Raw genomic sequence first — 19,621 nt, forward strand, 5'->3', positions numbered from 1 at the left:
CACCACCGTAGACCTCACCCCTGACCCGGCGGCACACGGGCACGTCCGGATAAGGCAGTCTTGTCCACGTGCCCGAACCCGAATCCCGCAGCAGCGATCCCCACGCCGGCCCCCACGCACACGAGGTCCACCCGCACTCCGCGACCCTCAAACGGCTGGAGAAGTCCTCCGGGGCCCTCGCCGCGCAGGCCATCGCGCGCATGGACGAGAGCCTGCCGTGGTACCGGGCCATGCCCCCGGAGAACCGTTCCTGGATCGGGCTCGTGGCGCAGGCGGGCATCGCCGCCTTCACCGAGTGGTTCCGGCACCCGGACGCGCCGCAGGCGATCTCCACCGACGTCTTCGGGACCGCGCCGCGCGAGCTCACCCGGGCCATCACCCTGCGGCAGACCGTGGAGATGGTGCGGACCACCATCGAGGTCATGGAGAGCGCCATCGACGAGGTGGCCGCTCCGGGCGACGAGAGCGTGCTGCGCGAGGCCCTGCTCGTCTACGCCCGTGAGATCGCCTTCGCCACCGCCCAGGTGTACGCCCAGGCCGCCGAGGCACGCGGTGCCTGGGACGCGCGGCTGGAGTCGCTGGTCGTCAACGCCGTGCTCAGCGGGGAGGCGGACGAGGGCGCCGTCAGCCGGGCCGCGGCCCTCGGGTGGAACTCGCCGGACTACGTGTGCGTCGTGCTGGGCACCGCGCCCGACGGGGACAGCGAGCTGACCGTCGAGGCCATTCGCCGGGCCGCCCGGCATGCCAAGCTCCAGGTGCTCACCGGCGTCCTCGGGGACCGGCTGGTCGTGATCGCGGGCGGCAGCTCCAATCCGCTCGCCGTCGCCAAGTCGCTGATCGGGCCTTTTGCCGCCGGGCCGGTCGTCGCGGGACCCGTCGTACCCGATCTGCTGGCCGGCACGCGGTCCGCGCAGGCCGCCGCCGCGGGACTCAAGGCGTGTTCCGCCTGGCAGGACGCGCCGCGGCCGGTGCTGGCGGACGATCTGCTGCCGGAGCGGGCCATCGCGGGCGATCCGAGCGCCCGCGAGCAGTTGGTGGAGGAGATCTACAGACCGCTGGAGGAAGCGGGCTCGGCGCTCCTGGAGACCCTGAGCGTGTACCTGGAGCAGGCGAGCAGCCTCGAGGGCGCCGCACGCATGCTCTTCGTTCACCCGAACACCGTGCGCTACCGGCTTCGACGTGTGACTGACGTCACCGGCTGGTCACCCTCGGATGTACGATCCGCCTTCACGCTGCGGATCGCGCTCATCCTGGGGCGTCTGACCGATGGCGAACCTCAGACATAGGGTTTTGTCGAGGGCCTACAAAAGCCCTCCGTGTTCTTCGTCCCTGTCCCCACGGGCGGCCCCGGCCGTCCCCAAGAGAGAGTGTGAGAGTGCTCGTACTCGTCGCTCCCGGCCAGGGCGCTCAGTCGCCCGGCTTCCTGACCCCCTGGCTGGACCTTCCCGGCGCCAAGGACCGCGTCGCCGCGTGGTCGGACGCCATCGGACTGGACCTGGTCCACTACGGCACCGAAGCCGACGCCGACGCCATCCGTGACACCGCCGTGGCCCAGCCGCTGCTGGTCGCCGCCGGCCTGCTGTCCGCCACGGCACTCGGTGACATTGCCGAGATCGCCCCGGGCGCGGTCGCGGGCCACAGCGTCGGCGAGATCACCGCCGCCGCCTTCGCCGGGATCCTGGACGACTCCGCCGCGCTCACCCTGGTCCGCGAGCGGGGCCTGGCGATGGCCGAGGCCGCCGCGATCACCGAGACCGGTATGTCGGCGCTGCTCGGCGGCGACCCGGAGACGTCGGTCGCGCACCTGGAGAAGCTGGGCCTGACCCCGGCGAACATCAACGGCGCGGGCCAGATCGTCGCGGCGGGCACGCTGGAGCAGCTGGCCGCGCTGAGCGAGGACAAGCCCGAGGGCGTCCGCAAGGTCGTCCCGCTGAAGGTCGCCGGCGCCTTCCACACGCGCCACATGGCCCCGGCCGTCGACACGCTGGCCAAGGCCGCCGCGGAGCTGACGCCCGCCGACCCGAAGGTCCGCTACGTCTCCAACCGGGACGGCAAGGCCGTCGCGACCGGCGCGGAGGTCCTGGAGCGGCTGGTCGGCCAGGTCGCCAACCCCGTGCGCTGGGACCTGTGCATGGAGACGTTCAAGGAGCTGGGTGTCACCGCGCTCATCGAGGTGTGCCCGGGCGGCACGCTGACCGGCCTGGCCAAGCGGGCGCTGCCCGGCGTCAAGACGCTGGCCCTGAAGACCCCCGACGATCTCGACGCGGCTCGCGAGCTCATCTCCGAGCACGCAGGTGCCTAAGGAGCCGTACATGGCGAAGATCAAGCCCAGCAAGGGCGCCCCGTATGCGCGCATCCTCGGGGTCGGCGGCTACCGTCCGACCCGGGTGGTGCCCAACGAGGTGATCCTCGAGAAGATCGACTCGTCCGACGAGTGGATCCGCTCGCGCTCCGGCATCGAGACCCGGCACTGGGCGGGACCCGAGGAGACCGTGGCCGCGATGTCCGTCGAGGCCGCCGGCAAGGCGATCGCGGACTCCGGCATCTCCGCCGAGCAGATCGGTGCCGTGGTCGTCTCGACCGTGTCGCACTTCAGCCAGACCCCGGCCGTCGCCACCGAGATCGCCGACAAGCTGGGCACCGACAAGGCCGCCGCCTTCGACATCTCGGCCGGCTGCGCGGGCTTCGGCTACGGCCTCACCCTCGCGAAGGGCATGGTGGTGGAGGGTTCCGCCGAGTACGTGCTCGTCATCGGCGTGGAGCGGCTGAGCGACCTGACCGACCTGGAGGACCGGGCCACGGCCTTCCTGTTCGGCGACGGCGCCGGCGCGGTCGTCGTCGGCCCCTCGAAGGAGCCGGCCATCGGCCCGACGGTGTGGGGCTCCGAGGGCGACAAGTCGGAGACCATCAAGCAGACCGTCCCGTGGGACCGCTTCCACATCGGCGACGTCACCAACCTGCCCCTCGACAGCGAGGGCAACATCAAGTTCCCCGCGATCACGCAGGAAGGCCAGGCGGTGTTCCGCTGGGCCGTGTTCGAGATGGCGAAGGTCGCCCAGCAGGCGCTGGACGCGGCCGGGATCACCCCGGACGAGCTGGACGTCTTCATCCCGCACCAGGCCAATGTGCGGATCATCGACTCGATGGTGAAGACTCTCAAACTGCCGGAGCACGTCACGGTCGCCCGTGACATCCGCACCACCGGCAACACCTCGGCCGCCTCGATTCCGCTCGCGATGGAGCGGCTCCTGGCGACCGGGGAGGCGAAGAGCGGCGACACCGCGCTCGTCATCGGATTCGGGGCGGGTCTCGTGTACGCCGCCACGGTCGTTACCCTCCCCTAGGCACTCCGTGCCGGATCACACGATCCGGCAAGGGGACAACTGCCACAAACCGTCTGGAACATTGAAGAAGGAGCGCCAACATGGCCGCCACTCAGGAAGAGATCGTCGAAGGTCTCGCCGAGATCGTGAACGAGATCGCCGGCATCCCGGTTGAGGACGTCCAGCTGGACAAGTCCTTCACCGACGACCTGGACGTCGACTCGCTGTCCATGGTCGAGGTCGTCGTCGCCGCCGAAGAGCGCTTCGACGTGAAGATCCCGGACGAGGACGTCAAGAACCTCAAGACCGTTGGTGACGCCACCAGCTACATCCTCACGCACCAGGGCTGAGCCACCCCTCAGTCCCGCTGCTAGGCCCCGCCACCCGGCGGTGTTTCGCCGTATGAATCCCGTATCCGTTGGAGAAAGAATTCCCGTGAGCCCGACCAATCGCACCGTGGTCGTCACCGGTATCGGCGCAACCACACCGCTGGGTGGCGACGCAGCGTCGTTCTGGCAGGCGCTCGTCGCCGGCACGTCCGGCGTCAGTGTCCTGGAGCAGGAATGGGCGGCCGACCTGCCGGTCCGTATCGCCGCGCAGATCGCCGTCGAGCCGGGCGAGATCATCCCCCGGCCGCAGGCCCGCAAGCTGGACCGGTCCGCGCAGTTCGCGCTGATCGCCGCGCAGGAGGCCTGGAAGGACGCCGGTTTCACCGCCAAGGCCGGTGAGGACGCGTCCGTGAACCCCGACCGTCTGGGTGCGGTCATCGCCTCCGGCATCGGTGGCGTGACGACGCTCCTGGACCAGTACGACATCCTCAAGGAGAAGGGCGTACGCCGCGTCTCCCCGCACACCGTGCCGATGCTGATGCCCAACTCCCCGGCGGCCAACGTCGGCATCGAGCTGGGTGCCCGCGCCGGTGTGCACACCCCGGTCTCGGCCTGCGCCTCGGGCGCGGAGGCCATCGGGTACGCGATCGAGATGATCCGCACCGGTCGTGCGGACGTGGTCGTGGCCGGTGGTACCGAGGCCGCCATCCACCCGCTTCCCATCGCCGCGTTCGGCAACATGATGGCGATGTCCAAGAACAACGACGACCCGCAGGGCGCCTCGCGTCCCTACGACGCCGACCGCAACGGCTTCGTGCTCGGCGAGGGCGCCGGTGCGATCGTGCTGGAGTCCGAGGAGCACGCGAAGGCCCGCGGGGCCCGGATCTACGTCGAGGCGGTCGGCCAGGGCATCTCGGCCGACGCCCACCACATCACGCAGCCCGAGCCGTCCGGCGACGGCATCGCGCACGCGCTGCAGAACCTGCTGGACAACACCGACCTGAAGCCGGCCGAGATCGTGCACGTGAACGCGCACGCCACCTCGACCCCGCAGGGTGACGTGGCCGAGATCAAGGCGCTGCGCAAGGTGTTCGGCGACGACGTCGACCACATGGCGATCTCCGCGACCAAGTCGATGACGGGTCATCTGCTCGGTGGCGCCGGCGGTATCGAGACGGTCGCGTCGATCCTGGCGCTCGTGAACCGTACGGCTCCGCCGACGATCAACCTCGAGAACGTCGACCCCGAGGTCAACGCGGACATCGTGCGCGGCGAGGCCCGTCAGCTGCCCGAGGGCCGTATCGCGGTGCTCAACGACTCGTTCGGGTTCGGTGGGCACAACGTGGTCCTGGCGTTCAGGACCGTCTGACCTGTCCGAGCGAAAGGGCCCCCACCAGCAGGCGGGGGCCCTTCCTCATGTCCGGGTACCGCTCACACCACCTGGTGCAGCCAGCGCACCGGTGCTCCCTCGCCCGCGTATCTGAACGGCTCCAGTTCGTCGTCCCACGGCTTGCCGAGCAGCTTGGCGATCTCCGCCTCCAGGTCGGTCTCGCCGCGCTGGGACCGCGTCAGGGCCGCGCGCAGCCGGTCCTCGGGGATGAGGATGTCGCCGTGGATGCCGGTGACGGCGTGGAAGATGCCCAGGTCGGGGGTGCAGCTGTAGCGCTCGCCCTCGGCGGTCGGGCAGGGCTCGGCGGTCACCTCGAAGCGGAGCAGATGCCAGCCGCGCAGCGCGGAGGCGAGCTTGGACGCCGTACCCGCCTCGCCCTGCCAGGAGAACTCCGAGCGCCAGGTGCCGGGGGCCGCGGGCTGCCGGATCCAGTCGAGGTTGACGCGCGTGCCGAGCACCCCGGCGACGGCCCACTCGACATGCGGGCACAGCGCGCGCGGCGCGGAGTGCACGTACAGAACTCCACGTGTCGTCACCGGAACCTCCGGACAGAGCGGGACATCTTGCGGACTGGCTGGCGGCAGTGGCGCGACGGCCGCGTTTCATGGCGAGGCTACCCTGCGGCGGCGCAAGGAGGGTGACGTACCGTCGGTCCCGGTGCCAGGAAACCTCTGCCATTCACCCAGGGGGACGCTTGTACGGGGGTGCGCCGTTCCAAGACGCCCGGCCGGGAACCCTCTCACGTTGTTATGGGAGGAAGCACAGACGAAGACCGGATCCGACCGGTTTCGACGACGAGGGGACCAGCAGGGGATGCGGAAGCCGAGCAGCCGTACGCGAGCCGTTCTCGCCGTCGTGGCGGTCACCGCGCTGGGGGTCGCCGGCTGCGACGCCGGCGGCGGCAGCGCGCCCGTGCAGGAGGGCACCAAGGCGCACGCCGCCAGGCCCGCCCCGGTGTGGAACCGCACCCCGGACTCGATCGCCGCGGTCGGCGACTCCATCACGCGCGGCTTCGACGCGTGCACGGTGCTCTCGGACTGCCCCGAGGTGTCGTGGGCGACGGGCAGCGACGCCAGGGTCGACAGCCTGGCGGTGCGCCTGCTCGGGGCGGCGGGGGCGGCGCAGCACAGCTGGAACTACGCGGTGACCGGGGCCCGGATGGCGGACCTGCCGGACCAGATGGCCCAGGCGGCGGCGCGCGGCCCGGAGTTGGTGACGGTGATGGCGGGGGCGAACGACGCCTGCCGTTCCTCGGCGTCGGCGATGACCCCGGTGGCCGACTTCCGCGCGGACTTCGAGGAGGCGATGCGCACACTGCGCAAGGAGTCGCCGAAGGCGCAGGTGTACGTGGCGAGCGTGCCGAACCTGAAGCGGCTGTGGTCCGAGGGCCGGACCAATCCGCTGGGCAAGCAGGTGTGGAAGCTCGGCATCTGCCCGTCGATGCTGTCCGACGCGGACGACCTGACGAGCGCGGCCACCCGGCGCCGGGACCAGGTGCAGCAACGGGTGGTGGAGTACAACGAGGTGCTCAAGGAGGTCTGCGCCAAGGACCGCCGCTGCCGTTTCGACGGGGGCGCGGTCTACGACTACCGCTTCGGCACCGACCAGCTCAGCCACTGGGACTGGTTCCACCCCGGCAAGGACGGCCAGGCGCGGCTCGCGGCGATCGCCTACAAGACGATCACGGCACCGGATCCGGTCGCCTAGGACACCGGTCGCCTAGGGTTTTCCCATGGGCTCCCACACGACTGAACACATGACCGGCCTTTTCGGCACACTTTCCGACGGCACCGAGGTCCACCGCTGGACCCTGGAGCGTGCCGGAACACGTGTGGAGATCCTGACCTACGGCGGGATCGTACGGTCGCTGGAGACCCCGGACCGGGAGGGCCGCACGGCGAACGTGGTGCTGGGCTTCCCCACCCTGGACGGCTATCTCACCCACCCCGAGCCGTATTTCGGCGCCCTGGTCGGCCGGTACGCCAACCGGATCGCGGGCGCCCGCTTCCCTCTGGACGGCGCGGTCTACGCCCTGGAGCCGAACGACGGCACCCACTCCCTGCACGGCGGCACGCGCGGCTTCGACAAGCGGGTGTGGGACGCCGAGCCGGTCCAGCACGGGCTGCGGCTGAGCCGGGTCAGCCCGCACGGCGAGGAGGGCTTCCCGGGCCGCCTGGAAGTGTCGGCGACGTACACCCTGGACGCGTCCGGGGCACTGCGGATCACCTACGAGGCGGTGACGGACGCCCCGACCGTCCTCAACCTCACCAGCCACGGCTACGTCAACCTGGCCGGCCCGGACGCGGGTCCCGCGGACGGCCACGAACTGCGCATCGCCGCCTCCCGCTTCACCCCGGTCGACGCGGACCTGATCCCGACGGGGGAGCTGACGGACGTCTCCGGCTCCCGCTTCGACTTCCGCGAGCCCCGCAAGACCGGCTCCGGCTACGACCACAACTTCGTCCTGGACAAGGGCGTGACCGCCGCCCCGGAGGAGGTCGCCGAACTGCACGACCCGGCCTCCGGACGCACCCTGACACTCTCGACGACCGAGCCGGGCCTGCAGCTCTACACCGCCGACCACCTGCCGGTCCCGTTCGTCCCCGGCGCCGGCATCGCCCTGGAGACCCAGCACTTCCCGGACTCCCCGAACCACCCGCACTTCCCGAGTACGGTGCTGAGGCCGGGTCAGACCTTCCGCTCGGAGACGGTGTACGGCTTCTCGGCTCGCTAGCCGCGCTCCCCGCGCATCCGTTTCGCCGCCTTGCCCAGCAGGGACATCGCTCCGCCACAGATCAGCAGGGCCACGACGCCACCCACGACGGGTCCGACGGCGTGGCTCTTGATGCCCTCGCACGTCACGGTCGTGGCCAGTACGAAGATGATCGAGTACAGGCTCCGGCCGACCCTGGCGCCGGCCGGAATCACCTGGAGCAGCTGCGGGACGGTGGTCGCGGCGGCCAGCGCCATGCCGAAGGGCAGGGCGGCGGCGGTCATCAGCGCGCCGAACCCGAAGGAGTTGCCGTACGCGCCCCAGCCGGCGCCCTTGTGGAGCAGATAGCCGGTCGCGGCGAGGGACAGCAGGACCAGCAGGCCGTTGAGATAGGCGGCCTGTGTGGCGGCCTTGCGGGCGCCGGGCAGATGCGCGGCCGGGGAGCGCCAGGCGTCCGCCGTGATGAGCCGCAGCTGCCGCTTGAGGGCCTGCATCTGCATCAGCGAGTAGACACCGAAGGCCAGCAGGCCCAGTCCGGCGAGCGCCGCCACGAAGCCGAGGGGCTTTTGCGTGATGCCGTAGTGGACGCCGCCGAAGGTGAGCGGGATGCCGAGCACCATGCCGTAGGCCATGGGCTTGGACTTCGCCTGGATCTTCAGCGCCAGCTCGCGCTGGGCCGGCGTGAGGTGGGGATCCAGCCGCATCCGCCCCTCGCCGACCTGCCCGCCGGGCGCCTGGGCCTGCTGCTGGGGCGGGTAGGGCTGGGGCGGGTAGCCCTGCTGCGGATACGGTTGGTGTGGCGGATAGGGCTGCTGGTACTGCGGCTGCTGAGGCTGCTGGTACTGGGGCTGCTGGTACTGCGGCGACTGCCCGTAGGGCCCCGCCGGTGGCGGCTGCTGCCCGTAGGGCCCCATCGGCTGCTGCTGGCCTGGATACACGATCTCTCTCCCCCGTGCCCGGTCTGTCCGGTGTTCTCGCGGGCCGGGAGTCTGCCACACCCGCCCTGACGCTACGAGCCCCGGTCCGGGGGTCAGGTCCCGGACCGGGGCTGCTCAGGGGGGACTTGTCCCGGATCAGACGTTAATCGGCGCGGTGAGCCCGCGGTCGGCGATCGAGCGTCCGGCGGTGATCTCGTACGAACCCTTCACAAACACCCACGCCTTCGCCGTCTCGTCCCAGACCTCGAAGGCGCGGCGCGGGAGCGCGACCGTCACCTCGACGCTCTCGCCGGGCCCGGCCTCGACGGAGGCGAAGCCGGCCAGCAGCCGGGCCGGGCGCTCGGGGTCGGGCTCGGCCGGGCGGACGTAGACCTGGACGACCTCGCGGCCGGGCCGCTCGCCGGTGTTGCGCAGACCGACGCGGGCCGTGGTGCCGTCGGCGGCCAGGGTCTCGTAGGCCCAGTCGGTGTAGCCGAGGCCGTGGCCGAAGGGGTACGACGGGGTGCGGCCGGCCCGCTCCCAGGCCCGGTGGCCGATGAACACGCCCTCGGTGTACGGCAGTTCGCCGTCGGCGGGAGTGACCTGGGTGACCGGGGCGGCGGCGAGGGAGCCCCAGGTGGTGGGGAGCCGGCCGCCGGGCTCGTGGGCGCCGGTGAGGACCTCGGCGAGGGCGGAGCCGCCCTCCTGGCCGGGGAACCAGGTCAGCAGGACGGCGGCGACCTCGTCCCGCCAGGGCAGTTCGACCGGGGAGCCGGAGTTGACGACCACGACGGTGTTCGGGTTGGCGGCGGCGACCATGCGGACCAGGTCGTCCTGGCGGCCGGGCAGGCGCAGGTCGGTGCGGTCGAAGCCCTCGGACTCGACGCGGTCGGTGGTGGCGACCACGACGACGGCCGTGTCGGCGGCGCGGGCCGCCTCGACGGCCTCGGCGATCAGCTCGTCGGGGTCGCGCCGGGGCGCCGAGTGCGCGAGGGCGAAGGTGACGACCTCCATCGGGACGCCGTCGGGGAGCTGGACGACGTGGGTGAGGGAGACCTCGACCGGTTCACCGGCGGTGAGTTCGGCCTGGGCGCGGGGTACGGGGGCGCCGAAGAGGGCCTCGAAGGGGTCGTCCTTGTCGGGGCGCTGGACGTCGTCGAAGTACGTCGTGCCGTCGACGGTGAGCGTGAAGGCGCCCGCGCCCTTGATGCCGAAGGTGTGCGGGCCGGACTCGCGCGGGGTGAAGGTGCCGGTCAGCTCGACGGTGTACAGGGTGTCGTAGGTGACGCCGTCGGGGAGGTCCGAGCCCATCCACTGGACCAGCCCGCCCGGGGCCGACCGGGTGCCGATGACGGTGCCTTCGGTGTCCCGGCAGACGGTGCGCAGGGTGAATCCCCGGTCGGCGACGGCGAGTTCGGTGGCGGGGTCGGCGCCGACGGCGTAGGTGAGGGCGCCGTCGGGGAGTGCGGCGGTGAGGCCGTCGAGCGGGGAGACGATCCGGGCCGGGAAGACGGTGGCGGAGCCGCCGCCGAGGACCCGGGCGTCGCGGGCGGCGGCGCCGATCAGGGCCACGGTGCCGTTCTGCCGCAGCGGGAGGGCGCCGCCTTCGTTGCGGACGAGGACGAAGGAGCGGCGGGCGATCTCGCGGGCGAGGGCCTCGCCGTCGACCGGCGCGGGCGGTTCGGCGACGACGGGCTCGGCACCCGCCAGGATGCCGACGCGGGCGGCCAGCCGCAGAACACGCCGTACGGCGGCGTCCACGGTGTCCTCGGCGACCCGGCCGTCCCGGACGGCCTGGGCGAGGGCGGGGCCGTAGACGGTCCGGGGGCCGGGCATGGCGACGTCCAGACCGCCGTTGATGTCACCGACCGTGTCGCGGGCGGCCATCCAGTCGGAGACGTTGAAGCCGTCGAAGCCCCATTCGCCGCGCAGGACTTCGTTGACCAGGTAGTGGTGCTCGGTCATGGTCGTGCCGTTGACCGAGTTGTAGGCGGTCATGATGCCCCAGGGGTGGGCGTTCTCGACGATCGCCTCGAAGGGGGCCAGATACAGCTCGCGCAGGGCGCGTTCGGAGACCAGGTTGTTCACGGTGAAGCGGTCGGTCTCGGCGTCGTTGGCGACGAAGTGCTTGACGGTGGTGCCGACGCCGCCGGACTGGACGCCGGTGACGTACCCCGCGCCGATCACGCCCGTGAGGTACGGGTCCTCGCTGTAGGCCTCGAAGTGCCGGCCGCCGAGCGGGGAGCGGTGCAGGTTGACGGTGGGGGCGAGAAGGACGTGGACGCCCTTGCGGCGGGCCTCCTGGGCGAGCAGCACACCGGCGCGGCGGGCGAGTTCGGGGTCCCAGGTGGCGGCGAGCGCGGTCGGGGAGGGCAGGGCGACGGAGGGGTCGTCGGCACTCCAGCGCACGCCCCGTACGCCGATCGGGCCGTCGGACATGACGAGCGGCTTCAGGCCGATCTCCGGCAGGGCGGGCAGGGTCCACATGTCCTGGCCGGCCAGGAGCCGTGTCCTGGCGTCGAGGTCGAGCCGCCGCAGCGCCTCTTCCACGACGGCCTCGCGGGCCGTGTCGGCCGGGGTGGGCTGGGATCCCGCCATCGCGGTGCCTCCTCGCTGACGTCCGTGCAGGTGCCTCCATCGTGCATCCATTACCTGTAGAGCGGTAGGTTTCGTTATCTTGCCGTTATATTTGACTGGCACGGATGCCGTACGGTGACGGCATGAACGCGAGGGTCAGGAGCGGGGAGCGGCGCTCGGAGATCGTCGGGGCGGCGCTGGAGGTGATCGCCGAGCGCGGTTACCGGGGGGCGAGCCTGGCCGCGGTCGCCGAGCGGGTCGGCCTCACCCAGCAGGGCCTGCTGCACCACTTCCCCACCAAGGACGCCCTGCTGGTGGCCGTGCTCCAGGAGCGGGACCGGTGGGACGCGGTGCCGGACACGCACTGGCGGGTGGATCTGCTGGCCTCACTGGTCGAGTACAACGCGATGCGCCCGGCGATCGTCCAGACCTTCTCGGCGCTGCTCGGCGAGAGCGTGACGGAGGATCATCCCGCGCGGGCGTACTTCACCGAGCGGTACGCCCGGGTCCGGGAATCCATGGCGACGGTCCTGCGCACCGAGTACGGCGACCTCCTGCCGAACGGCCTCACCCCCGAGCGCACCGCCCCGCTGCTGGTCGCCGTGATGGACGGCTTGCAGTTCCAGTGGCTGCTGGACCCGGAGTCGGTCGACATGCCGGGGGCGTTCCGGGACTTCCTGCGGTTGCTGGGAGAGCCGGTGGGCTAGCGGGTGAGCGGCCCGAAGGGCGCGGGGAACTGCTCAGCCGCCGGCCGGCACAGCAGCGGCGCCCGGCAGGCCGGCCCCCTCGCCGCCCTCCCCCGCCACCTCACGAGCAAGCATCGTCGCCCCCGCCACCGCACCCGGCATCAGGAACACCGCGACGAACGGGACCAGGAAGGCCAGGCCGAGCGGGGTGCCGAAACCCCAGACCAGGGCCTTGCGGGAGCGGAGCAGGGCGAGCCGGGCGCGCAGTTCGACGCCCCGGCGCTGGAGGGCCACGGCGGTCAGTTCCTCGGTGAGGAAGAAGCCGGTGACGAAGAAGCCGAGCACGGGTACGACGGTCTGCCCGACGAACGGCAGGAAGCCGAGGGCGAAGAGCAGCACGCCCCACAGCCCGGCCCGCACCAGCACGCGCATGCTGTCGCGGGCCGAGACGCACAGCTCGCGCCAGAGCGACAGCTCCGACCGCGGGGCGGTGCCGTCGGGCGAGACGTCGGCGTCGACCTGCTCCGACAGGCTCTCGTAGAAGGGCTGGCCGACCAGCAGGGTCACGGCCGTGAAGGTCAGCACGGCCAGCAGCAGCCCGAGGGCGAACAGGACGGCCGTCAGAAAACCGCGGAACAGACCCTGCCAGGGGCCGGCCCAGTCGTCCGCGAACGGTGTCGCCCAGGTGACCGCGTCCTCGCCCCACACGGCGAGCGCGACCAGCGCCGCCCCGTACAGCACCAGGGTGACCAGCCCGGGCAGTAGCCCGAAGCCGTACTGCTTGCCGTGCCGGCTCACCCAGCGCTGGCCCTTCAGCAGATAACCGAACCCCACCCCGAGATCACGCATGGCCAAGACCCTACCCGCGGGCTCAGGCGTCCAGCATCCGCCGCAGCAGGTCGCGCAGGGAGCGGCGCTCGTCGTCGGAGAGGCCGGCGAGGGGCTCACGGGCGAAGCGCAGGCCCTCGCGCAGGTCCTTGGCCATGCGCAGGCCCTCGTCCGTGGCGGCGGCCAGCTTCACCCGGCGGTCGGCGGGGTCGGGGCGCCGCTCGACGAGCCCCCGGGACTCCAGGCGGTCCACGATCCCGGTCACGTTGGACGGCTCGCACTTCAGCTTCTGCGCCAGCTTCCGCATCGGCAGCGGCTCCAGCGAGAGCAGGCTGAGCAGCCGGGCCTGCGGGCCGGTCAGCGTGTGCTCCGCCGCCGCCTTCTCGTAGTCCGCGTAGAAGCGGGCCACCACGTCTCCGATCAGCTCGACGACCTCCAGGGTCAGGGCGTCGGGGCGGCGGGTCTTCGCTGGGCTGGGCGATGGGGTGGACATGGTCTCCAGGATACCCCGTTACTTGACATCATGAAATATTCAGGAGCATGGTTGTTTCAGGTTCTGAAGTATTTGCATGAGGCAAGTGAGGAAGGCCCGTCATGATCAACCGCGAGTGGCACCTGCTCAGCCGTCCCGTCGGCTGGCCGAAGCCCGAGGACTTCGCCCTGGTCGAGACCGAGATCCCGGCCCTTGGCGAGGGCCAGGTACTGGTGAAGAACAAGTACCTCTCGGTGGACCCGTACATGCGCGGCCGGATGAGTGCCGCGAAGTCGTACGCCGCCCCCTTCGAGCTGGGCAAGGTCATGCAGGGCGGGGCCGTCGGCGAGGTGGTCGAGTCCCGCGCCGAGGGCATCGAGGCCGGCGACCACGTCCTGCACTTCTTCGGCTGGCGCGAGTACGCGGCCATGGACGCGAAGCACGCCGTCAAGGTCGACTCCGAAGCCGCGCCGCTGTCCACGTACCTCGGCGTCCTCGGCATGACCGGCCTGACCGCCTACGCCGGCCTGCTGCGCACCGCCTCCTTCAAGGAGGGCGACGTCGTCTTCGTCTCCGGCGCCGCGGGTGCCGTGGGCAGCGAGGTCGGCCAGCTCGCCAAGCTGCTGGGCGCCTCGCGGGTCATCGGCTCGGCCGGCTCCGACGAGAAGGTCAAGCTGCTGGTCGAGGAGTACGGCTTCAACGCCGCGTTCAACTACAAGGACGGCCCGGTGGGCGAGCAGCTGCGCGAGGCCGCGCCCGACGGCATCGACGTGTACTTCGACAACGTCGGCGGGGACCACCTGGAAGCGGCCATCGGCTCGCTGAACCAGGGCGGCCGTATCGCCATCTGCGGCATGATCTCGGTCTACAACAACACCGAGCCCGCCCCCGGCCCGCGCAACCTCGCCCGGCTCATCCAGACCCGGGGCCGCATGGAGGGCTTCCTGGTCGGCGACCACTACGACCTCCAGCCGGAGTTCGTCCAGAAGGTCGGGCCGTGGGTCGCCTCGGGCGAGCTGAAGTACCGCGAGACCGTGGTCGACGGCGTCGAGAACACCCTGGAGGCGTTCCTCGGGGTCCTGCGCGGCGACAACATCGGAAAGATGATCGTCAAGCTGTGAGGCCCCGGCGGGCCTTCCCTGCCGTTTCCGGCATGCGGTAACTTCTTTCCGAAATCCGTCGTCGATCGTGGGCGCGAGTCGCGGCGGACCGAGGAGGAAGACAACCGCATGCCCATCACGCAGTCCGACGTCCTGTACACCGCCGTCGCCACCGCCGAGAACGGCCGTGACGGCCGGGTCGCCACCGACGACGGCAAGCTCGACGTCGTCGTGAACCCGCCCAAGGAGATGGGCGGCAACGGCGCCGGCACCAACCCTGAGCAGTTGTTCGCCGCGGGCTACAGCGCCTGCTTCCAGGGGGCGCTGGGCGTTGTCGCCCGGCAGGAGGGTGCCGACGTCTCCGGGTCGACCGTCACCGCGAAGGTCGGCATCGGCAAGAACGACGACGGGTTCGGGATCATCGTGGAGATCTCGGCGAACATCCCGAACGTGTCCGCCGAGGCGGCCCGGGACCTGGTCGAGAAGGCGCACCAGGTGTGCCCCTACTCGAAGGCGACTCGCGGCAACATCACCGTGACGCTCGTCTGACAATCGTCGTTGTGTCATCGGCAGCCGCACCCTTGGACGTGGGGTGCGGCTGTCGTCGTTCTCACCCGGCGAGCGCCGCCTTGTGCGCCGCTCTCACCAGCCCCTCGTTCTCCGGCGCCGCGCCGCCCGGAAACACCATGCGGCGCCTCGTGTAGCCGTAGGCCAGGCCGCTGCGGGGGTCGGCGAAGGCCTGGGAACCGCCGGCGCCGCTGTGGCCGAAGGAGCCCGCACCCAGGGACGGGTGCCACATGTCGGCCGTCGCCTGGAAGCCGAGGCCGTACGACTTGTGGGTGCGGGCCACCAGGTCGTAGCCGACGGAGTGGATCTGGCCCACCTCGGCGACCGTGTCGGGCTTCAGCAGGGGCGGGCGGTCGTCCACCTCGCTGATCGCCGCCGCGTACATCTTCGCGAGCCCGCGCGCGGAGGCCACCCCGCCCGCGGACGCCTGTCCCCCGGCCCGCACCCGGCGGGAGTTGACGTACTCCTCCAGCGTCCCCGGCCGCGGCACGTGCGCGTTGAAGGCGATCGAGGTCAGCGTGCGCGGGCCGGTGGGCTGGGCCGCGATCAGGGCCTGCTGCTCCGGGCTCGGGAGCGCCGGCTGCACGGTGCGGAAGCGGGACTCCTCGGACTCGGGCAGCCCCAGGTAGAAGTCCGTGCCGTAGGGCGCGCGCACCCGCTCCTCGTAGACCTCCTGGAGCGTGCGGCCCGTCGCGCGGCGCACCACCTCGCCCGCGAGCGCGCCGATCACCAGCGCGTGGTAGCCGAAGGCCGTGCCGGGCCGCCAGAACGGCTTCTGGTCCGCGAGCCGCTCGGCGATCGCACGGTCGTCGGCCATCTCCTCCGGGGAGAACCCGGCGTCGATCCCGACCAGGCCCGCCCGGTGCGCCAGCAGATCCCGGAGGATCACCGAGCCCTTGCCCTCGGCGCCGAACTCCGGCCAGTAGTAGGTCACTTTGCGGTCCAGCTCCAGCGTGCCGTCCTGCACCAGGAGCGCGGCCACCAGGTGCGCGGCGCCCTTGGTGGACGAGAACACGCCGTACAGGGAGTCCGCCGCGCCGCCCGCCCACAGGTCGACGACCCGCCTCCCGTGCACATACGCGCACAACTGACCCTCGTAGTCGTCCCGCTCCCCGGCGACGAACGCGGTGAACTCCTCGCGCACCGCCTCGAAGCCCTCGGCGACCGTGCCGTGGACGGTGTTCTCCTGCGTCATCCCGCTCTCCTCAACCTGAGCCGCTCTCGCTGCTCCCCCTCGTACAACGCCCGTTCCCGCTCCGGACGTTCCCCAGACCGGTACGGCGCGATGTGCCTGTTCGACTCAACCGCCGCGGCAGCCGGTGGGTGTCACCGATGCCCCGGATGGCGGAGGGCGCGGGGTGGTACGCGGAAGTGGAGCAGGGCTCAGGTACACCACCACAGGAAGCGGTTGCAGGTCTTGGTCGGCGACGGTGTGGCGGTCGGGCCGGACGTCGTCGGGGCGCTGGTCGGGGTGGCGGAGGGACGGGACGTGGCCGTGGCGGCCGGGGTGGTGGGGGTCGTACCCGGGCCCGTCGTGGCCGGCTGCTGCGCCCTGCCGGTGCCCTTGGGGCTCGGCGACCCGGCGGCCTTGTCCTTGGCGGACCTGCTCGCGGACGCGGAGGCCGAGGCGTCCGGGGCGGCGGAGGCGCCCGGGGCGGCACCGGAGGTGTCGTTCACCGGTCGGGCCGTGGTGCCCGGTGTCGCGGAGGCGGCGGTGCCGTCCGCCGACGCGTCCCCGGACGAGGCGGGGCTGCCGCCGGCGAAGGGCGAGAAGGGTGCGTCCGTGCCCAGTTCGGCGATGCTGAGTCCGCCCGCGGCCAGCACGAAGCCCGCGGCGATCAGCACGGTACGGCGGCGCCGGCGGCGGTGGGCGGCGGCCTTGCGGTCGCGGCGGCTGGCGTCGGACCCGGCGGGGCTCACGACGGCGGTGCCGCGCCCCTTGCGCCGGGCGGCCCGCCCACCGGGCTCATGGCCGGAATCCGCCCCCGCCCCCGCCTCCGCCTCGGACTCGGGCGCGGCTTCGGCATCGGGCTCCGGGGCGTAGGCGTCGTGCGACTCGGACTCCGGCCGCGACGCCTGCTGCCGCGGCTCGGCGGGCTCGTACTCCCGCGGGGTGCCCTGCCCTTGGACGGGCACCCGGGCGGCGTAGTCGCCCAAGGGGAGATGACCGCCCTGCGCCGGGACGTGACCGCCCCCGTGGCCCGGCGTCCCGCCCGTGCCCGCGTAGGCATACGGAACCGTCGCGTCCGCGGTCGCCGCGTGCGCCGGTGTTCCGCATCCGGGGCAGGCCAGGGCGCCGTTGAGGTGCCGTTGGCACGGGTGGCAGTAGTCCATGACGCCGGAAGACTAGATTCCCCGCCGGTCACGTTCCTAGGCGCGCCTGTGAAGGTTTCGTAGATCAGCGAAATTTTTCTCGAAAGGCTTGCCGAAACCGTTATCCGTTCGACCCATTGACACCCCCGCCGCCCCGTCCTTACTGTCACGCCAGCATTTCGAACGTGTGACGAAATCTCGAACAGCTGAAGGGCAACTGCCGTGCGCATCACCGGAATCAGCACGCACGTGGTCGGCACGCCGTGGCGCAACCTGACCTACGTCCAGGTGCACACCGACGAGGGGATCACGGGAGTCGGCGAGACCCGGATGCTCGGGCACACCGACGCGCTGATCGGCTATCTGCGGGAGGCCGAGGCCAACCACATTCTCGGATCGGACCCGTTCGCCGTCGAGGACCTCGTACGCCGCATGAAGTACGGCGACTACGGCCGCGCGGGTGAGATCGTCATGTCCGGCATCGCGGTCGTGGAGATGGCGTGCTGGGACATCAAGGGCAAGGCGCTGGGCGTGCCGGTGTGGCAGCTGCTCGGCGGCAAGGTGACCGACAGGGTCAAGGCGTACGCCAACGGGTGGTACACGACCGAGCGGACGCCCGAGGCGTACCACAAGGCCGCCCAGGCAGTGATGGAGCGCGGCTACCGGGCGCTGAAGATCGACCCCTTCGGCACCGGGCACTTCGAGCTGGACCATCAGCAGACCCTGTACGCCGTCTCGCTCATCGAGGCCGTGCGGGACGCGATCGGGCCGGAGGCCGAGCTGATGCTGGAGATGCACGGCCGCTTCTCCCCCGCCACCGCCGTCCGGCTGGCGAAGGAGCTGGCCCCCTTCAAGCCCGCGTGGCTGGAGGAGCCGGTGCCGCCGGAGAACCTCAAGGCGCTGGAGAAGGTGGCCGCCAAGGTGGACATCCCCGTCGCCACCGGTGAGCGGATCCACGACCGCATCGAGTTCCGCGAGCTGTTCGAGAGCCAGGCCGTGGACGTCATCCAGCCGGACGTCGGCCACATCGGCGGCATCTGGGAGACCAGGAAGCTCGCCGCCACCGCCGAGACGCACTACACGCTCGTCGCCCCGCACAACGTCGGCGGCTCGGTGCTCACCGCCGCCTCGCTCCAGGTCGGCTTCACCTCGCCGAACTTCAAGATCCTCGAGCACTTCAACGACTTCGCGGACGCGGAGATCAAGAAGGTGGTCAAGGGGGCGCCACAGGTCGTGGACGGCTACTTCCACCTCTCCGACGCGCCCGGTCTCGGCGTCGAGCTGGACACCGACGCCGCCGCCGAGTTCCCGCAGCAGCAGGCCCGGTTCGACCTGTGGGCCGAGGGCTGGGAGCAGCGCAAGCCGAAGGAATCCAAGTGAGCGACGCCATCGTCGTCGAGGCCCCGGGCCGGCACCGGGTCGCGCAGCACACCCCCCGCGACCCCGGTCCCGGCGAGGCGCTGGTGACCGTGCACGCGGTCGGCATCTGCGGCAGTGACCGCGAGGTGTACCAGGGCAACCGGCCCGAGGGGTACGTCCGTTATCCGCTGACGCCCGGCCACGAGTGGTCGGGAACGGTCACGAAGGTGGGCCCGGGCGTACCCGCGTCCCTCAGCGGCCGCAAGGTCGTCGGCGAGGGCTTTCGCAACTGCCAGGTGTGCGACCGCTGTCACGCCGGCGAGAGCACGCTGTGCACGGCCGGGTACGAGGAGACCGGGTTCACCCGGCCCGGCGCCATGGCCGCCACGCTCACCCTGCCGGCCCGGCTGCTGCACGCCCTGCCGGACGACGCCGACCTCACCGCCGCCGCCCTGCTGGAGCCGGCCGCCTGTATCGCGGCGGCGGCCCTGAAGGCACGGGCCCGGCCGGGCGAGCGGGTCGCGGTGGTCGGCACCGGCACGCTCGGGATGTTCGCCGTGCAGTTCCTGAAGGCGGTCTCACCGGCCGAACTGCTCGTCGTGGGCACCCGGAACGACCGGGAGGCGCTGTCGCGGCGGTTCGGCGCGACCGGCTTCCGCACCAAGGACCAGGAGCTGCCGGACGACTTCGACGTCGTCGTCGAGACGGCCGGCTCGGCCTCCGCCGCGCGCACCGCCGCCACCCTGCTCAGGCGCGGCGGACGCCTGGTCCTGACCGGGATCCCGGCGCCGGGCGCGGACGGGCTCGACCCGACCGGTCTCGTCGTACGGCAGCTGGAGGTGCACACCGTCTTCGGGGCACCGCCGGACGCCTGGGCGCACACCGTGCGGGTCTTCGGCGCCGGACTGCTGGACCCGCTGCCGCTGGTCACACACGAGCTGCCGCTGAGCGAGTTCGCGCAGGCCATCGAGCTGGTCGGGGCCGGTGATCCGAAGGTGGGCAAGGTGCTGCTCCGCCCCTAGCCGTACGCCGGCCGGGGCATGACCC

The 19,621-nt window shown here is 71.7% G+C and carries 19 protein-coding genes; 12 read left to right on the forward strand and 7 right to left on the reverse strand.

Annotation, left to right across the window (positions count from 1 at the left end; genetic code table 11):
• Positions 1-68: 68 nt before the first annotated feature.
• The 5 genes from ADK64_RS02115 (at position 69) to fabF (ending at position 5,021) form a co-directional block, all read left to right on the forward strand.
• Entirely contained in the window at positions 69-1,286 is a 1,218-nt protein-coding gene (locus ADK64_RS02115; RefSeq protein WP_053654283.1) for a PucR family transcriptional regulator, read from the forward strand.
• An 89-nt stretch (positions 1,287-1,375) separates the two neighbouring features.
• Positions 1,376-2,302, forward strand: coding sequence for an ACP S-malonyltransferase (locus tag ADK64_RS02120; RefSeq protein WP_053654285.1), 927 nt, complete (start codon positions 1,376-1,378; stop codon positions 2,300-2,302).
• A gap of 10 nt (positions 2,303-2,312) precedes the next feature.
• The gene (locus ADK64_RS02125) at positions 2,313-3,344 is read left to right on the forward strand and encodes a ketoacyl-ACP synthase III (RefSeq protein ID WP_053654287.1); all 1,032 of its coding nucleotides are present in this window, start codon (positions 2,313-2,315) and stop codon (positions 3,342-3,344) included.
• Between the two features lie 80 nt (positions 3,345-3,424).
• Positions 3,425-3,673 carry an acyl carrier protein gene (locus tag ADK64_RS02130; protein ID WP_053654289.1) on the forward strand — a complete coding sequence of 83 codons (249 nt, stop codon included), beginning with the start codon at positions 3,425-3,427 and terminating at the stop codon, positions 3,671-3,673.
• An 85-nt stretch (positions 3,674-3,758) separates the two neighbouring features.
• A complete protein-coding gene (gene fabF / locus ADK64_RS02135; protein ID WP_053654291.1) occupies positions 3,759-5,021 on the forward strand; it encodes a beta-ketoacyl-ACP synthase II in 1,263 nt (420 codons plus the stop codon).
• 62 nt (positions 5,022-5,083) lie between these two features.
• Here fabF and ADK64_RS02140 read toward each other — a convergent pair whose 3' ends face one another.
• On the reverse strand, positions 5,084-5,578 hold the full coding sequence (locus ADK64_RS02140) for a DUF3145 domain-containing protein (RefSeq protein ID WP_030341287.1): 495 nt from the start codon (positions 5,576-5,578) through the stop codon (positions 5,084-5,086).
• A gap of 277 nt (positions 5,579-5,855) precedes the next feature.
• Here ADK64_RS02140 and ADK64_RS02145 point away from each other — a divergent pair, with 277 nt between their 5' ends.
• Complete coding sequence (locus tag ADK64_RS02145; RefSeq protein ID WP_053654293.1) at positions 5,856-6,749, forward strand: SGNH/GDSL hydrolase family protein; 894 nt, start codon at positions 5,856-5,858, stop codon at positions 6,747-6,749.
• Positions 6,750-6,798: 49 nt separating this feature from the next.
• Positions 6,799-7,776 carry an aldose epimerase family protein gene (locus tag ADK64_RS02150; RefSeq protein ID WP_053654295.1) on the forward strand — a complete coding sequence of 326 codons (978 nt, stop codon included), beginning with the start codon at positions 6,799-6,801 and terminating at the stop codon, positions 7,774-7,776.
• Here the strand turns inward: ADK64_RS02150 and ADK64_RS02155 are convergent.
• Both ADK64_RS02155 and ADK64_RS02160 read right to left on the reverse strand, forming a co-directional pair.
• On the reverse strand, positions 7,773-8,693 hold the full coding sequence (locus ADK64_RS02155; RefSeq protein ID WP_159046142.1) for a hypothetical protein: 921 nt from the start codon (positions 8,691-8,693) through the stop codon (positions 7,773-7,775). The genes ADK64_RS02150 and ADK64_RS02155 overlap by 4 nt on opposite strands.
• 135 nt (positions 8,694-8,828) lie before the next feature.
• A complete protein-coding gene (locus ADK64_RS02160) occupies positions 8,829-11,270 on the reverse strand; it encodes a beta-glucosidase H (protein WP_053654299.1) in 2,442 nt (813 codons plus the stop codon).
• Positions 11,271-11,374: 104 nt separating this feature from the next.
• Here ADK64_RS02160 and ADK64_RS02165 point away from each other — a divergent pair, with 104 nt between their 5' ends.
• Positions 11,375-11,956 carry a TetR/AcrR family transcriptional regulator gene (locus ADK64_RS02165; protein ID WP_053654302.1) on the forward strand — a complete coding sequence of 194 codons (582 nt, stop codon included), beginning with the start codon at positions 11,375-11,377 and terminating at the stop codon, positions 11,954-11,956.
• Between the two features lie 33 nt (positions 11,957-11,989).
• Here ADK64_RS02165 and ADK64_RS02170 read toward each other — a convergent pair whose 3' ends face one another.
• Together ADK64_RS02170 and ADK64_RS02175 are read right to left on the reverse strand one after the other, a co-directional pair.
• Positions 11,990-12,784 carry an EI24 domain-containing protein gene (locus tag ADK64_RS02170; protein ID WP_053654304.1) on the reverse strand — a complete coding sequence of 265 codons (795 nt, stop codon included), beginning with the start codon at positions 12,782-12,784 and terminating at the stop codon, positions 11,990-11,992.
• Between the two features lie 22 nt (positions 12,785-12,806).
• Positions 12,807-13,256 carry a MarR family winged helix-turn-helix transcriptional regulator gene (locus ADK64_RS02175; protein WP_053654305.1) on the reverse strand — a complete coding sequence of 150 codons (450 nt, stop codon included), beginning with the start codon at positions 13,254-13,256 and terminating at the stop codon, positions 12,807-12,809.
• A gap of 101 nt (positions 13,257-13,357) precedes the next feature.
• Here ADK64_RS02175 and ADK64_RS02180 point away from each other — a divergent pair, with 101 nt between their 5' ends.
• The gene (locus tag ADK64_RS02180; RefSeq protein ID WP_053654307.1) at positions 13,358-14,356 is read left to right on the forward strand and encodes an NADP-dependent oxidoreductase; all 999 of its coding nucleotides are present in this window, start codon (positions 13,358-13,360) and stop codon (positions 14,354-14,356) included.
• Positions 14,357-14,464: 108 nt separating this feature from the next.
• Positions 14,465-14,884, forward strand: a complete 420-nt coding sequence (locus ADK64_RS02185) for an organic hydroperoxide resistance protein (RefSeq protein WP_053654309.1) — start codon at positions 14,465-14,467, stop codon at positions 14,882-14,884.
• A 61-nt stretch (positions 14,885-14,945) separates the two neighbouring features.
• On the opposite strand, the gene ADK64_RS02190 is transcribed toward ADK64_RS02185, so the two are convergent.
• Positions 14,946-16,097 (reverse strand): serine hydrolase domain-containing protein, encoded by a 1,152-nt coding sequence (locus tag ADK64_RS02190; RefSeq protein WP_053654312.1) that lies wholly within the window; start codon positions 16,095-16,097, stop codon positions 14,946-14,948.
• A gap of 188 nt (positions 16,098-16,285) precedes the next feature.
• Complete coding sequence (locus ADK64_RS02195) at positions 16,286-17,236, reverse strand: SCO2400 family protein (protein ID WP_234384429.1); 951 nt, start codon at positions 17,234-17,236, stop codon at positions 16,286-16,288.
• A gap of 201 nt (positions 17,237-17,437) precedes the next feature.
• Between ADK64_RS02195 and ADK64_RS02200 the strand changes: the two genes are divergently transcribed.
• Both ADK64_RS02200 and ADK64_RS02205 read left to right on the forward strand, forming a co-directional pair.
• A complete protein-coding gene (locus ADK64_RS02200) occupies positions 17,438-18,595 on the forward strand; it encodes a mandelate racemase/muconate lactonizing enzyme family protein (protein ID WP_053654314.1) in 1,158 nt (385 codons plus the stop codon).
• On the forward strand, positions 18,592-19,596 hold the full coding sequence (locus tag ADK64_RS02205; protein WP_053654315.1) for a zinc-dependent alcohol dehydrogenase: 1,005 nt from the start codon (positions 18,592-18,594) through the stop codon (positions 19,594-19,596). Before ADK64_RS02200 ends, ADK64_RS02205 begins: the two co-directional genes overlap by 4 nt.
• Positions 19,597-19,621: the final 25 nt, after the last annotated feature.

The sequence above is a fragment of the Streptomyces sp. MMG1121 genome (assembly GCF_001280015.1).
Lineage (GTDB): Bacteria > Actinomycetota > Actinomycetes > Streptomycetales > Streptomycetaceae > Streptomyces.